We start from the raw sequence: 14,431 nt of genomic DNA on the forward strand, positions 1-14,431 counted from the left end.
GTGGTGCATCTGTCAGGTTCAACGTTCAATCGGTGAGCTGACAGGCACATGGAAGCAGTTCAAACTACAGCACTGAGCCGCAGCAGGGATCTGGCCTTCGCCGGCGGCGTGGTGGCCATTCTGGCCATTCTCTTCCTGCCGATTCCTCCCCTGCTGATCGACATGGGTCTCGCCCTTTCGGTCGCCATGTCCGTCCTGATCCTGATGGTGGCTCTCTGGATCCAGAAGCCTCTCGAATTCTCGGCCTTTCCAACCGTTCTCCTCATCGCGACCCTATTGCGCCTCGCCTTGAGCATCGCGTCGACCCGCCTGATCCTCTCCGATGGTCACAAAGGCGTCGATGCGGCTGGACACGTGATCAGCGGTTTCTCCCAGTTCGTGATGAGCGGTGACTTCGTCATCGGCATCGTCGTCTTCATCATCCTCATCACCGTCAACTTCCTGGTCATCACCAAGGGCGCCACCCGCATCGCGGAAGTCGGCGCCCGCTTCACCCTCGATGCCATTCCCGGCAAGCAGATGGCGATTGACGCAGACCTCTCTGCGGGTTTGATCGACGAGAAGGAAGCCCAGCACCGGCGGCGGGAACTCGAGGAGGAAAGCGCCTTCTTCGGTTCCATGGACGGTGCCTCCAAGTTCGTCCGCGGTGAGGCAATCGCGAGCCTGATCACGATTGCTGTCAACATTTTCGGCGGTATCATCATCGGTGTGACCCGGCACGGCATGGAGCTGTCCAAGGCCGCCGACGTGTTCACGCAGCTCTCTGTGGGCGATGGCCTTGTCAGCCAGATCCCGGCGCTGGTGGTCTCCCTCGCGGCTGGTCTCCTGGTTTCGAAGGGCGGCACGCGCGGTCAGGCGCAGCAGGCGGTTCTCGATCAGCTGGGAGCCTATCCGCGGGCCCTGATGGTCGCTTCAGCCCTGATGTTCGTGTTCGCCATCATGCCCGGGCTGCCCATGATCCCGTTCCTTCTGCTGGGCGGCTGCATGGGCTTCATTGCCTACACAATCCCGAAGCAACGGGCCGACCAGGAAGCAAAGGTCAAAACTAAGCTCGCTGAGGAGCAGCAGAAGAACCTGCTGGAATCGCGGGAGTCGGTGAAGGAGTCTCTGAAGCTCGCGGAGATCGAGGTGTGCCTCGGCAAGCATCTCGCATCTTATCTCGCAAGCTCGCATGGCGATCTTGCGCACCGTGTCAGCAAGATGCGCAAGAAATTCGCGCAGGATTACGGTTTCGTTCTGCCCGACGTGAAGCTCTCCGACAGCCTGATGATTCCGCCGAAAAGCTATCAGATCAAGATTCACGGAACGGTGGTGGCGACGCAGGAGATCCGGCCGGGCGATCTCCTCGTCGTGCTCGGTGACGGCCCGATGCCGGATGTCCCGGGTGACGAGGTCCGCGAGCCTGCCTTCGGAATGAAGGCCCTGTGGATCTCCGACGTCTATGTGAATGAGATCAAGCGGCAGGGCTTCACAGCAGTCGACGGAGCCTCAGTCCTCCTCACGCACCTGAGCGAGGTGATCCGCAACAACCTTCCGCAGCTTCTGTCCTACAAAGACGTTCGCAATCTTCTGGACGGACTGGACAGCGAGTACAAGCGGCTGCTCGACGACATCTGCCCCTCGCAGATTTCCTATTCTGGCCTTCAAGCCGTGCTGAAGCTCCTTCTGGCGGAGCGCGTCTCAATCCGAAACTTAAGCCTCATTCTCGAGGCTATCGCCGAGATTGCCCCCCATGCGCGGCGGGCCGAGCAGCTGGTGGAGCATGTGCGGGTGCGCATCGCCCAGCAGATTTGCGGCGATTTGGCAGAGGGAGGCGCCCTCAACGTGCTGCGTCTGGGCAACAAGTGGGATATCGCCTTCCATCAGAGCCTGAAGCGGGACGCAAAGGGCGATGTGGTCGAGTTCGACATCGACCCGCGACTGGTCGAGCAGTTCGGCACTGAAGCGTCGGAGGCGATCAAGACCCGCATGGGGCAGGTTCAGAGCTTCGCCATCGTCACTGCGCCGGATGCGCGCGCCTATGTGCGGATGATCATCGAGCGCATGTTCTCGTCGCTCCCTGTCCTGTCTCACCTGGAAATCGCGCGCGGCGTGGAGGTCAATTCCCTCGGTACGATCTCGTGACCCAGGCCACTTCCGAGATCCTGCTCGGGATTTTCCTGATCTTCTGTCGGATTGGGGGCTGCCTGCTCATCGCCCCCGGCTTCTCAAGCTTCCGCATTCCGCTTCAAGTTCGCCTGTTCATTGCCCTGACGACGAGCCTCGCCTTGGCCCCCGTTCTGCTGACGAAGCTGAGCGATGGGGTGACGGCGCTCGTTCCCGCCACGATGCTCGCCTCGATCGGGTCCGAGCTTCTGACCGGTCTCCTGATCGGGCTGCTGGGGCGTGTCTACTTTCTGGCCCTGCAGACAATGCTGAGCGCCGTTGCCATGGCCTTGGGTCTCGGCGGTATGCCCGGGACCCCCATTGACGAGTCAGAGCCCCTCCCGCCGATCAGCTCCTTCATCATGATGGCGGCAACGGCAATCCTGTTCTTCTCCGATCTCCACTGGGAGCTCTATCGCGGATTGGTGGAGTCCTATACGCGACTGCCGATAGGCGTGGGCTTCGGCGCGCGCCTGTCCTTGACTCAGCTGGTCGACCAGATCGCCGCGGCCTTCGTTCTGGCCCTCAGGATCAGTAGCCCTTTCATTCTCTATTCCGTCATCGTCAATCTGGCCGTGGGGCTTACCAACAAGTTGACGCCGCAGATCCCAGTCTACTTCCTGGCGACCCCCTTCATCATGCTCGGCGGCCTGTTCATCATGTACTTCGCCGCCCAGGATTACGTCCTTCTCTTCATGGATGCCTTTTCCGTTTGGCTCCGGAATGGATAACTGACATGAAACAGCGCATTCGAAAGATGAACCGCATTCTGAAGGTACAGGAGCGTCTCAAGCAGGAGGCCGAGCTGAAAGTCTCGCTTCTCGAGAGGGAAGTTGCAGAGCTGAGAACCGCGCAGGAGATGATCATTCATTCGATGAACGATCACGAAACGCTGCACGGATTGTTCGTCGACGTGGCCGCCAAGCGCCTGCAGGCGCTGTCGACCCAGGAGGGTCACGCCGAGAAGGCAAAGGTCGCGCAGAAGGCAATCGCTCTTGATAAAGCGATGCAGACGAAGCGGACCGAGAAGATGCTGACGAACCTTAAGAGCCAGGATCGCCGAGAGACCGAGAAGAAGGATCTCACCTCGATCCTGGAGTTATTGGTAAAGGGCGCCAGCGCAAGCTTCCCGTAAGCTAGCCGATGTAGAAAGAAGCAGAATTCAAGAACCGAGAGTGATGCGATGGCAATCAGCCCGCCCTCAGATATTATCAATGACGTTGCAAGAGCAGCGGACCCGGCCCGCCTTCAGGCCGCGTCCCGCAAGCTCATGGAGGGAGCCTCGGGTGCGGAGGGTGCAAGCTTCGACGACGCCGTGAAGGAGGTTGCCGACAAGCCCCTTATGATGCCGGGTTCTGACATCTATTCGCTGCGCAACTCACTGCGCAACGATGCCGAGACCGCGAACGCCGACAAGGTGCGAAAAGCCCATCAGGAGTTCGAGGCTTACATCCTGCAGACCTTCGTCGAGTCGATGCTGCCCAAGGAGGCCGAGAATACCTATGGCAAGGGCAATGCGGGGTCGATCTGGAAATCCATGTTGGCTGAGCAGATTGGCGGGCAGCTGTCGAAGGTCGGCGGCATCGGGATAGCCGAGAGGCTTCTCAATGCCCGCAAGCACGGTACTTCCGCTTCCGCGCCGCAGGCGCCAAGCCAGTCGATAAACACCCTGCTGGGCAAGGTATGACGCCTGCCATGAGAGTTCATTCGAACAAAGGAATATGCCCATGCTGATGAAATCGCTGGACCGCCTTGAAGAAACGCTCGACATGGAAACATCGGCGCTGATGGCGCGGGACCTCTCCAACCTGGACGAGTTCAACCGACGCAAGAGCCAGTGCCTTCTCGAGATCAGCCGCATTGTCCGGACGGCCGAAATCAGCGCCCTGGATCCCAATGCAACCAAGCGTCTTCAGAATCTGCAGGGCAAGATCGAACAGAACCAGGATATTCTCCGTCGCCACATGCATGCCGTGCAAGAGGTTGCAAGCATTATCTCGAGCGCGATCCAGAGGGCTGACTCCGACAGCACCTATTCGGCTCATATCGCCAAGGCAGGTTACGGCGCATGATCAAGAACGTCATGGCGGGATTCTGGGTCTGCGCCGTCACGTTGGCGTCATGCTATGCGGCGGTGACATGGACAGTCGGAAAGGCGCCTGTCGAGGATAAGGGAAGTTATGAGGGCCTGCAGTACAAGAAGCTACCAGCCATGAACATCCCGGTCATTGCCGAGGGAGCTGTCCAGGGATACGTGATCGCCAATCTTGTCTTCACGGCCGATGCCAAGACGCTGCGGGAGATTTCGGTCCCGCCGGAAGCCTTCATCCAGGATGAAGTCTTCCGATACGTCTATGCTGACGAGACCCTCGATTTCAGGAAGCTGTCCCGCTACAACGTCAACGGCATGATCAGCAGCGTTCGCGACAGAATTAACAAGCGTCTGGGTGCCGAGATCGTCAAGGAAATCCTGGTCGAAAATTTCAACTTCGTCGACAAGTCCGCCATTCGCTCCTAGTCAGTGTGCGCTCCGCCAGGAGCCGAGCTGCTCGGGAACAGGAAATTTTTAAATGAGCTATTGCTTGATCATTGATGACTCGCGCGTCATCCGGAAAGTCTCCCGCGAAATCGCTGAAGGCTTAGCCTTCCGGGTTGCCGAGGCCGAGAACGGCGAAGTGGGGCTCCAGGCGTGCCGGGCGGAGATGCCGGACGTGATCCTCTTGGACTGGAACATGCCCGTCATGGACGGGTACAGCTTCCTCAAGCACCTGCGGGCGACGCCAGAGGGTCAGGCCCCGAAGGTCGTGTTCTGCACGACGGAGAACGACATCGACCATATCACACGCGCTTTGGATGCTGGTGCGAACGAGTACATCATGAAGCCGTTCGACAGGGATATCCTTGCAGCCAAGTTCCAGGAACTCGGCGTCCTTCCCGTCTCCCATTCAGCGTGACATCATGTCGATTGCTCCCGTCATTCAGCCTGGTCCAGCGCAGAGCAGGCCCACCCGCGTCATGATCGTCGACGACAGCGCCGTCATCCGCGGGATGATCGCGCGCTGGCTCACAGAGGCTGGCGGTTTCGAGATTGTCGCCACGGCGTCCAACGGGCGCATCGCGGTTGATGCTGCTGAGCGCTCCAAGCCGGAGATCATCCTCCTCGACATCGAAATGCCAGAGGTCGATGGCCTCGCGGCGCTTCCCATGATCCTCAAGGCTCATCCGACCAGCAAGGTCATCGTCATCTCGACGCTGACGCAGAGAAATGCGGAGATCTCGCTGAAGTGCCTCTCCCTGGGGGCCGTCGATTATTTGGCGAAGCCGGAAAGCGCCCGCGCGGCGGGAGCGGCGGCCGACTTCCAGCGCGACCTTATTGCAAAACTGCGCGCCCTCGGTGAGGCGAAGAGCCGCCAGACGAGATCGTCGGCACCGGCTCTCTCCGTCCTGCCGACACCATCTGCTTCACCGGCTGCGAGGCCCGGCACGGTGAAGCCGCAATGCCTGCTGATCGGATCCTCCACCGGCGGTCCCCGTGCGGTCGAACGGGTTCTGCTCGACCTTAAGCCTGCTCTTTCAAGTATCCCGGTGCTGATCGTGCAGCACATGCCCGCGATGTTCACGGCCGTCTTCGCCGAGCACCTGCAGTCCTTCCTCTCCGTTCCGGCCCGGGAGGCCAGGGATGGTGACATTGTCAGTCCAGGAACAATCCTCGTCGCCCCCGGCGGGCGGCACATGGGTGTGGTTTCGTCCGGCGGCAGGGCCGTCATCCGGCTCAACGATGGACCGCCTGAGAATTTCTGCCGGCCCGCCGTCGATGTGCTCTTCAGGGACGCCGCCGGCGTGTTCGGCGCCTCCGCCCTTGCGGCCGTGCTCACCGGCATGGGGTCCGACGGAACGCACGGAGCGCGCCACCTCACCAAGGCGGGCGCCACAGTGATCGCACAGGACGAAGCCACGAGCATCGTCTGGGGAATGCCGGGAAGCATCGTGAAGGCCGGCCTGGCCCACGAGGTTCTTCCCTTGGAATCCATCGGCCGCTCTCTGAAGGGCCACATCACTGGATGTTCGAAATGACCGAGGCCGAATTCGACGCCCTGCGCGTCTTTCTCAAAGCCCGCTCGGGCCTGGCGCTGTCCCCGGACAAGCGATATCTCGTCGAGAGCCGCCTCTCATCGGTCTGCACGCGTTTCAAGATCGACAGCCTGTCGCACCTCGTGCGCGAGATCAGGGCAGGGCGGTCGATCGCCTTGGAGAAGGCGACCGTCGAGGCCATGACCACGAATGAGACCTTCTTCTTTCGGGACAAAGGTCCGTTCGATCTGTTCCAGGACGTCCTGTTGCCGAAATACCTGAAGGAGCGCGCATCGAACCGCAGGCTCCGGATCTGGTGTGCAGCGGCCTCCACCGGCCAGGAGCCGTACTCGCTCGCCATGCTGCTCAAGGAAGCCGCGCCGCGCATGCCGGGGTGGCACATCGACATCGTGGCCACGGACATCTCCAACGAGGTTCTGGAGAAGGCGAAAGCTGGATTCTACAATCAGTTCGAAGTGCAGCGCGGCCTGCCGATCCGCTTTCTGGTCAAGTACTTCACGCAAGTCGGCGACCAGTGGCAGATCGCCCCCGAGATCCGCACGATGGTGGATTACCGCTACCTGAACCTGATCGAGGACTTCAATCGCCTGGGCCAGTTCGACATCGTCTATTGCCGCAACGTGCTGATCTACTTCGACGCCAACCTGAAGGCCGATGTGCTGCGCCGGATCGCAAACGTCATGGTGCCCGACGGCTCCTTGCTGCTCGGCGCATCCGAGACAGTGCTCGGCGTAACCGATGCGCTGACGCTAGATCCTGCTCATCGCGGCCTGTACTCCAAGAATGCTTCAAGCGCCGCGCCGAAGATGTTCGCTGTCGGCGGACGGTAAATCAGAGTGCAGAAACCTGCTCATCTTAGGTTTCGCTATTTCATGCGCATTATTCATACGTTGAGTGATGTGCATGGAATAGTAAATAACCCTAGCTTTCATAGTTAACAAAAGATTAACGACAAAAATTTCTGCTCCAATGTCGATCTTGACGCTTGACGTTGGAGGAGGGGGTTGGTAGACAAGATCTGCAAGCACCGCAGACGGAGAGCGCAAGCTCTCCTGGTGCAGAGAAAGCACTATGGTACGCCTTCACGAGAAGGCCAGGCATGATGCCAATCCATTTTGCCGGTAAAAGCCCGGATGTCATGTGAGCAGCGGATCGAGATTGTCTCGAGGCATGAAGCCACTCCGCTGGGTCGGTTAGATCCCGACATTCCCTGAACAATCACATCATTCAAGGAAGAAGCACATGTCTTCAATCAACACGAACCTCTCCGCCATGACCGCTCTGCAGTCGCTCAAGTCGACTCAGACGGCCATGAACAAGACCCAGAACCAGATCTCGTCCGGCCTCCGCGTCGGCGAGGCTTCGCACAACGCCTCCTACTGGTCGATCGCGACCCAGATGAAGTCCGACAACGGTGCCCTCGGCTCCGTGAAGGACTCCATCAAGCAGTCGAAGTCAATGATCGACACCTTCAGCTCCGCGATGGACAAGGCTCTCGTCCACCTCAACGAGATGAAGAAGAAGGTCGCCACCGGCGGCAACCCGGGCGCCGATCTCGGGGCGATCCAGACCGAGCTGAACCAGCGCATTGCTGGCCTCAAGAGCACGGCGGACTCCGCCACCATCAACGGCCAGAACTGGCTCAAGGGCAACCCGCAGAGCGTGCAGCTCGTCACGTCCTACGACAATGGCGTGCTTGGCAAGCTTGCCATTGATACGGCCGGTGTCCAGCTGTTCCAGAACGCTACCGCCGGCACTGGCGGTCTGCTGGCTAACGTGGCGTCGATCAACGTCGCTGCGGCGCCTTCGGCCAGCTATGTTGACTTTGACACCTCCGTGGGCGGTGCAGTTTCCACCCTCGATGCGGCCACCGCTGGTACGCTGACGGTACAGTTCGGAACCGGTGCTACCGCAACGGCTGCATCCGTAACGTTCGTTGCTGGCGAAGCCAAGACGATCAACGACGTGGTCAACAAGATCAACGGTGATGCTAAAATGAGCGCACTGGTGAGCGCCCAAGTCGTCGATGGCAACCTGCGCCTGGTCTCTAAGCTGGATGGGCAAAGCATGGATAACGCGACGACAATCGCGGATGCCACGCTGGCTGCTGACCTGGGCAAGATCGGCTCCACAGCCGCCGCTGGTTCCGGCTCCGGCACCTCTGTCGATACAGCTCTGGCTAACATCGAGCGTGCCATCGAAGCTGTGACGAAGGGCTCTTCGATGCTCGGCGCCACCAAGGCTCTCCTTGAGACCCAGGAAGAGTTCATCGGTGTCCTGTCCGACTCGCTGACCGCCGGCGTGAGCGCCTATGTCGATGCCGACATGAACGAGGCTTCGACTCGCTATCAGGCTCTGCAGACCCAGCAGCAGCTCGGCGTGCAGGCTCTCTCGATGGCTAACCAGAACAGCCAGATGATCCTGAAGCTCTTCCAGTAAGAGTTCCAGCATCCACCTGAAGGGAGCCTCGCCTTGCAAAGGGCGAGGCTTCTTTCGTTGGAAAGGAGGATCACGATGCTGAAGAAGCTATCGTCTTATACTCGCTCCCGCATCACGGCGCTCACCGCAGGCTTTGCCTCTATCGCGCTATTGCTTGTTGTGCCGAGTAAAGCCGGCGCGCTAGCGAACCGGTTTGGATCATGGGATTATGTCCTCAGGCACGATGCGGAGGGACAGCCTCAGGCGGCCTTCGCCCGCCTGTATGGGCAGAACGGCTCGCTTCTGTGGCTGACCTGCCAGCGCCAGGTGTTGGACAGCGAACTGCCGCCGACGCCTTTCATCACAGCGGCCGTTCTCCAAAAGCAATATCTCGGCCGGAGCGATCCTCGGGGGAGGAGCACCGTCTACTGGTTCGACGGCGGCTCTCCGGAGGTTGGTCACTGGGTCTATCGCGACCGGCACGGGCAAATCCCGGATCCCGAGCAGGTCCATGCTTTCATCCAGAGACTCGCCCAGGCGCGAACGCTCACTGTCGAGCTCTCGAACTATCGCTATGAAACCAGGACTCTCGATTTCCACTTCGATGCGGGCGACACCAAGGATGTCGCCGACAGGTTCACGAAGGATTGTCGAGATATCCTCCGCGAAAACCGCACGTGATTCCCGCCGGCTTCGCAGCCAGCCTCATCGTCATTGAGCATTGGAGAGCTGCCCATGATCAGCACATCGGTCCGATACCAGATGATCTCGAACAACCTTGCACAGACAAAAGCAAGGGTCGAGAAAGATCCAACGGTCAAGCGTGAGACCGATTACTTCAAGGCCAATATCAAGAACGTCAAGAACATCGACGAATTCCTCAAGGACGATCGTCTGTACAAATACGCCATGAAGGCCTTTGGGCTTGAGGACATGATCTTCGGCAAGGGGCTTATTAAGAAGATGCTCCAGGAGGGTGTCACCAATCCCTTGAGCATGGCGAACAAAATGACCAATCCGCTCTACAAGGAGTTCGCCAAAGCCTTCGACTTCAAGAGCAAGGGGGAGGCTACGACCTGGGAGCCGAAACTGGCGACCGACACGGTCGCCCGATACGTCCAGATGGAGCTTGAAAAGAAGGAGGGCGAGCAGAATCAGGGCGTGCAGCTCGCCATGTATTTCAAGCGCAAAGCCTCGTCGGTGACCACGATGATGGGATTGCTGGCCGACAAAGCGCTTCTCAAGTTCGTCCAGACCACCTTCAACATCCCCCAGAACGCTTCCAAGGCGGATCTCGACATCCAGGTGCGCAACCTGGAGAAGCACATCAACATCAAGGATCTGCAGGATCCAAAGAAAGTGGACAAGCTGATCCAGCGCTTCAACGCCATGTGGGACGTGACCAATCCCAGCATGGCCACTGCTGCGCCGGTGCTGACGCTCTTCGATCCATCGTCGTCTCAGCAAGGCTTCAGCGTGGATCTGATGATGAGCATCGCCAAGCTCCGTCCCGGCGGTTTCTAGTCTCGCGATAGCGCTCAGGTCACGCAGCGCTGTTGGAGACGCTTAGCCCTTCGCCTGGATGCCTACGATGATGCGCTCGGATACGGGGATGGCATCCGATGGAGCATGGACGACGTATACCCCGTGACAGATCCGGGTGATCTGACGGACAGGCGTGTGGTGTTTGTCTGCTCCCGTCAGGTAGTTCACCGTGTAATAGGGCGCGCCGCCCACATAGGCTGTCGTCTTGGTTTTGAAGACATAGCCGACTTGGCTGGCGTTGATGCGGTACACGGAGGTGGGAGGACCGTAGGCTGCAATGCGCGACGAGATCGGCTTCCCGATGTAATCCGAGCAGGACATCTCGGCCGCCTCATAGGTGGCTGTCGTGCATCCACCGACGCTAAGCGCGATCGCGAATGAAGCGAAAATGGATCTCAAGCGGGCCTCCCAGTGACCTGCAGAACGTATCACGAAATTCCTGGCGCTCCGATCCATTGTGATCAGCCTTCGCGTCGTTTGGTAAAGACGACATTTGCTCCATCCGATGCTTTTTTGCGAGCTGCTCTCGCATGATCGAGCCAGTTTCGCACAAGGATGGCCGCGCATGCTGCGCCTTGAACGACGAAGCTGTCGGACACTTGGGAGGGTGGAATGAGTATCATTCTGGTGCCGGTTATTGCTGCATCGCTGATCGGCCTTGTCGGTACGCCCACTATTCGCCTCATGACATCGTCGAAAAGAGCCAGGACTTGGGCCAGGAGCCAGAGCGGGTTTCTGCGCCGTTACTGAAGAAGGTTGGACTGGCCTGGTGAGAGAAGATGCCGCGCCGCCAATCTACTCGACGCGGAAGGGCGGCTTCTTGCTGGTAAAAAGTTGCTGCGAACTAAAGAGTCGATTTCTGCGATCCTCTTCATTCGAAGAGTATCGGCAAACGGCATATTGTCCGCTGGTCGGCCTGTTGCTTGAAGTCAACACTGCGACATCGTTCTGACATCTTACCCCGAATCGCGCTTGCGCAGATCTCGCGCGGCTGACAGCTTTGATGAAAAGAAGCGGATGGATGCGGGGGCATGAACAGGACCGATTTCTTAAAGCAGACGGGGAGGCGGCTTCGGGTAGCTGCGGGGCTTGGCGCCGTGATCCTGTCAGGTATGGCTGCAGTGAGTTCAGCACATGCGTTCCCGCAGTTGAACCTGCCGGTGATGAGCGCAGCAATCCTGTCGTCCGGACAGGCCGGGCCGACGCCGGCGTGGGTCGCGTTCTGCAAGCAGGTGCCGGGCGAGTGCGCGCTCGATGCCTCAGAGCCCGCCATCATCGCGCTGAATGCGGAGACTTGGAAGCTCCTCGTCGATGCCAACGAGCGCGTGAACGCTACCATCCTGCCGGTGACGGACCAGGAGCATTGGGGCGTGGCGGATCGCTGGGACTATCCGGATGACGGGATGGGGGATTGCGAGGATATCCAGATCCTGAAGCGTCGCGTGCTCATCGACGCAGGCCTGCCGCGCCGGGCCCTGCGGATGACCGTGGTCATCGACGAACTCGGCGCAGGCCATGCGGTGCTGATGGTGCGCACCGATCGCGGCGACTACATCCTGGATAACAAGCGTGCGGCCGTCCTGTCCTGGCAGGAGACCGGCTACCGCTATGTGAAGCGGGAAGGTTCCGAGGGCGCGACCTGGGTGTGGCTCGGCAATCAGGCCGCACCGATCGTGACGGCCACCAAATAGGCAGATTGCATGAGCGCGCGAGCCGCGCTCATGCAGACAAAGCGCATATCAGCTCGCAGCCTTCGAGGTTGGCCGCTGGCTGATCATCGTCTCAGACGTCAGAACGACCCAGCCATTGTCGGAGCGTTCGATTGAGATGATCTGGCCAATGCCGGGAAGCGTCATCCCCGGTGTGACCCACCAGACACCTTCCGGGCCTTCGATCAGGGCGGACTCGCTTGTGGCGCGATGAATCACGTAGCGCTGGAACTGGCTCTGCCGGTCGATGGCGAGTAGCGCCTTGTCGCTCCTGGCCTCCAGGGCAGGCTCCACGTTCTTCTGCCTGTTCAACGAACCGGTCGTTGTCGGGCTGAGATCGGCCGCACGCGCATGGTTTGCATCTGTGCCTTTGCCCATACCTAAGCCTTTGCCTGTGCTTTGGAGATAGGCATAGCCGTCGCTGAGGTAGACCGCATAAACCGGTAGAGCGACGGCCGAGAGGGTGAGCGCCAGCCCGAGGCACATGACAATCCGATCGCCTACCACCTCGCGCGCCCGGATCAGCTCCTCCAGGCGCCGCACCTTGCGCTCTTGGGTTTCGATGGCGGCTCCGCGCCCGGCCTGTCCGGCCCTGGCCACCTGCTCCAACACTTTATCGAACCGTACGCCCATGGAACCCGCCGCTATGAAAATCGACTGCAATCATTCCTATGAGGTTATGCTTAACAATCCGTCACTTGCCGCAGAGAAACCCTGTTGAAAATCTTGAGCCGCCAGAGCAAGCCTCGCACAAGCATTCCGTGAATACTGCGGTCTCTATTCACGCGATATTTCGGATCAAGCCGACTCTGGGGGATGCATGAAGATCAGAACGAAGATATTTGCGCTTGTCGCTGCCTTGAGTTTGGTTGCGGTGGTCATCGCCGCCGTCGGCATCAGCACCTTGCAGACTTACAATCAGGCGGTTGACGATGTGCGGCTCGCAGCCACGCGCGCACTTCATGGAGAGCGCCTGAACCGGCTTGTGACGCACGTAGTCATGGAAGCGCGCGGCATCTATGCCTCGAAGACGACGGCCGATGCGCGCAAGTTCGGCGAGGGACTGACCGCGAACTTGAATGAGATCGACGCGCTCCTGAAGGAATGGGAGCCGATCGTTCCGGATTCGCACAGGGCGCTGTTCGATGCCGTGGTCAAGGACGCCGCCGCGTTTAAGACGTTTAGGTCCGAGACCGTGCGCCTCGGCGCCGAGGTGTCGCCTGAAGCGGCTAACGCCCAGGGCAACAATGACGCCAACCGCGCCAACAGGAAGGCTTTCCAGGTCAGCATCGATGCCTTGACGCAGAAGGGGAGCGAAGAGATCCAAGCGGTTAACCGCTACTCGGCTGAACTCTACGGCGAGCGTCTCACCCTGCTCGTCTCGATTGCCCTTGGCGGCACGATCCTGGCGCTTCTAATCGGCTGGCTCGTGGGCCACAGACAGATCGCCCGTCCGCTGAAAATCGTCAACGAGGCGATCCAGAAACTGGCAGCCGGCGATTACAATCTGCCGAATGCGAAGGTCGGCAATGACGAGGTTGGCGATATCTGGAAGGCAACGCAGGTCTTCGCCGGCACCATGCAGGAGGCGGACGGGCTCCGGCGCCAGCAGGCGGAATCCGAAAAGAACGCCATCGAACGCCGCAGGGTTGAGATGATGACGCTCGCGCAGAGCTTCGAGGGCAGCGTGGGCGGTCTCGTCCAGCACCTCTCGGTCGCTGCCCAGCAGATGGAATCGACAGCCCGCTCGATGGCCACCACCGCCCAGCAGACGAACCAGCAGTCGAACTCGGTGGCGGCGGCGGCCGAGCAGACCTCCAGCAACGTCCAGGCGGTGGCTGCTGCGACCGAGGAACTCGCGGCGTCCTCCAACGAGATTGGAACGCAGGTAGCGCAAACGTCGGCTGCTGCGGCCCGGGCCGTGCAGAACGCGCGCAAGACCAACGAACTCGTGGAGACGCTTGCGGACGGCGCGCAGAAGATCGGCGAGGTGGTTGCCCTCATCAACAGCATCGCGAGCCAGACCAACCTGCTGGCGCTCAATGCCACCATCGAGGCGGCTCGCGCCGGTGAGGCCGGGAAGGGCTTTGCCGTGGTGGCAGCCGAGGTGAAGGAACTCGCGAACCAGACCTCGCGGGCGACCGAGGACATCACTTCGCACATCAACCAGATCCAGCAATCAACCAAGGGGGCGGTGGACGCCATCCGCGAGATCGGCCTCACCATCGAGGAGGTGCACCAGATCGCCACCAACGTGGCGGCTGCGGTCGAAGAGCAGCAGGCGGCCACGCAGGAGATCGCCCGCAATGTCAGCGAAGCGGCCCGCGGCACGCAGGAGGTGACCCAGAGCATCGTCCAGGTCCAGGGAGCGGCGACCCATGCCGGATCGGCGGCCTCCCAGGTGCTGGCTGCGGCCGGGGAATTGTCGACCAACTCGTCGGCCCTCAGCCGGGAGGTCGAAGGCTTCCTGCAGGGTGTCCGGGCGGCGTAACGCTAAAAATCAACGACGAGAACAAAAAGGC

General features: G+C 60.1%; 17 protein-coding genes. 15 read left to right on the forward strand and 2 right to left on the reverse strand.

The annotated features are described in order from the left end of the window. Positions 1–48 precede the first annotated feature (48 nt). The 12 genes from flhA to VB618_RS04245 all read left to right on the forward strand — a co-directional run bounded on the left by flhA (position 49) and on the right by VB618_RS04245 (position 10,179). Entirely contained in the window at positions 49–2,124 is a 2,076-nt protein-coding gene (flhA, locus tag VB618_RS04190) for a flagellar biosynthesis protein FlhA (RefSeq protein ID WP_329795283.1), read from the forward strand. Further along, the gene (gene fliR, locus VB618_RS04195; protein WP_329795285.1) at positions 2,121–2,876 is read left to right on the forward strand and encodes a flagellar biosynthesis protein FliR; all 756 of its coding nucleotides are present in this window, start codon (positions 2,121–2,123) and stop codon (positions 2,874–2,876) included. Before flhA ends, fliR begins: the two co-directional genes overlap by 4 nt. 5 nt (positions 2,877–2,881) lie before the next feature. Then, complete coding sequence (locus VB618_RS04200) at positions 2,882–3,280, forward strand: hypothetical protein (RefSeq protein ID WP_329795287.1); 399 nt, start codon at positions 2,882–2,884, stop codon at positions 3,278–3,280. Between the two features lie 48 nt (positions 3,281–3,328). After that, positions 3,329–3,832, forward strand: coding sequence for a rod-binding protein (locus VB618_RS04205; RefSeq protein WP_329795289.1), 504 nt, complete (start codon positions 3,329–3,331; stop codon positions 3,830–3,832). 40 nt (positions 3,833–3,872) lie between these two features. Continuing rightward, positions 3,873–4,217 (forward strand): flagellar protein FlgN, encoded by a 345-nt coding sequence (locus tag VB618_RS04210; RefSeq protein ID WP_329795291.1) that lies wholly within the window; start codon positions 3,873–3,875, stop codon positions 4,215–4,217. After that, positions 4,214–4,663 carry a hypothetical protein gene (locus tag VB618_RS04215; protein WP_329795292.1) on the forward strand — a complete coding sequence of 150 codons (450 nt, stop codon included), beginning with the start codon at positions 4,214–4,216 and terminating at the stop codon, positions 4,661–4,663. Before VB618_RS04210 ends, VB618_RS04215 begins: the two co-directional genes overlap by 4 nt. A gap of 52 nt (positions 4,664–4,715) precedes the next feature. After that, positions 4,716–5,099, forward strand: coding sequence for a response regulator (locus tag VB618_RS04220; RefSeq protein ID WP_329795294.1), 384 nt, complete (start codon positions 4,716–4,718; stop codon positions 5,097–5,099). Between the two features lie 4 nt (positions 5,100–5,103). Then, on the forward strand, positions 5,104–6,219 hold the full coding sequence (locus VB618_RS04225) for a protein-glutamate methylesterase/protein-glutamine glutaminase (protein WP_329795295.1): 1,116 nt from the start codon (positions 5,104–5,106) through the stop codon (positions 6,217–6,219). Further along, positions 6,216–7,067 (forward strand): CheR family methyltransferase, encoded by an 852-nt coding sequence (locus VB618_RS04230; RefSeq protein ID WP_329795296.1) that lies wholly within the window; start codon positions 6,216–6,218, stop codon positions 7,065–7,067. The genes VB618_RS04225 and VB618_RS04230 overlap by 4 nt, the downstream gene beginning before the upstream one ends. 412 nt (positions 7,068–7,479) lie before the next feature. After that, entirely contained in the window at positions 7,480–8,676 is a 1,197-nt protein-coding gene (locus VB618_RS04235; protein WP_329795297.1) for a flagellin, read from the forward strand. 75 nt (positions 8,677–8,751) lie between these two features. Then, positions 8,752–9,336 (forward strand): hypothetical protein, encoded by a 585-nt coding sequence (locus VB618_RS04240; protein ID WP_329795298.1) that lies wholly within the window; start codon positions 8,752–8,754, stop codon positions 9,334–9,336. A gap of 54 nt (positions 9,337–9,390) precedes the next feature. Continuing rightward, on the forward strand, positions 9,391–10,179 hold the full coding sequence (locus VB618_RS04245) for a DUF1217 domain-containing protein (RefSeq protein ID WP_329795300.1): 789 nt from the start codon (positions 9,391–9,393) through the stop codon (positions 10,177–10,179). Between the two features lie 42 nt (positions 10,180–10,221). Here VB618_RS04245 and VB618_RS04250 read toward each other — a convergent pair whose 3' ends face one another. Next, on the reverse strand, positions 10,222–10,599 hold the full coding sequence (locus VB618_RS04250; protein WP_329795302.1) for a hypothetical protein: 378 nt from the start codon (positions 10,597–10,599) through the stop codon (positions 10,222–10,224). Between the two features lie 213 nt (positions 10,600–10,812). Between VB618_RS04250 and VB618_RS04255 the strand changes: the two genes are divergently transcribed. Beyond that, positions 10,813–10,950 carry a hypothetical protein gene (locus tag VB618_RS04255; RefSeq protein ID WP_329795303.1) on the forward strand — a complete coding sequence of 46 codons (138 nt, stop codon included), beginning with the start codon at positions 10,813–10,815 and terminating at the stop codon, positions 10,948–10,950. Positions 10,951–11,363: 413 nt separating this feature from the next. Further along, entirely contained in the window at positions 11,364–11,891 is a 528-nt protein-coding gene (locus VB618_RS04260) for a transglutaminase-like cysteine peptidase (protein ID WP_329795304.1), read from the forward strand. Between the two features lie 48 nt (positions 11,892–11,939). On the opposite strand, the gene VB618_RS04265 is transcribed toward VB618_RS04260, so the two are convergent. Continuing rightward, positions 11,940–12,542 (reverse strand): hypothetical protein, encoded by a 603-nt coding sequence (locus tag VB618_RS04265; protein WP_329795305.1) that lies wholly within the window; start codon positions 12,540–12,542, stop codon positions 11,940–11,942. Positions 12,543–12,729: 187 nt separating this feature from the next. Here VB618_RS04265 and VB618_RS04270 point away from each other — a divergent pair, with 187 nt between their 5' ends. Then, complete coding sequence (locus VB618_RS04270) at positions 12,730–14,400, forward strand: methyl-accepting chemotaxis protein (RefSeq protein WP_329795306.1); 1,671 nt, start codon at positions 12,730–12,732, stop codon at positions 14,398–14,400. Positions 14,401–14,431: the final 31 nt, after the last annotated feature.

It is taken from the genome of Microvirga sp. CF3062, assembly GCF_036314045.1.
Classification (GTDB): Bacteria; Pseudomonadota; Alphaproteobacteria; order Rhizobiales; family Beijerinckiaceae; genus Microvirga.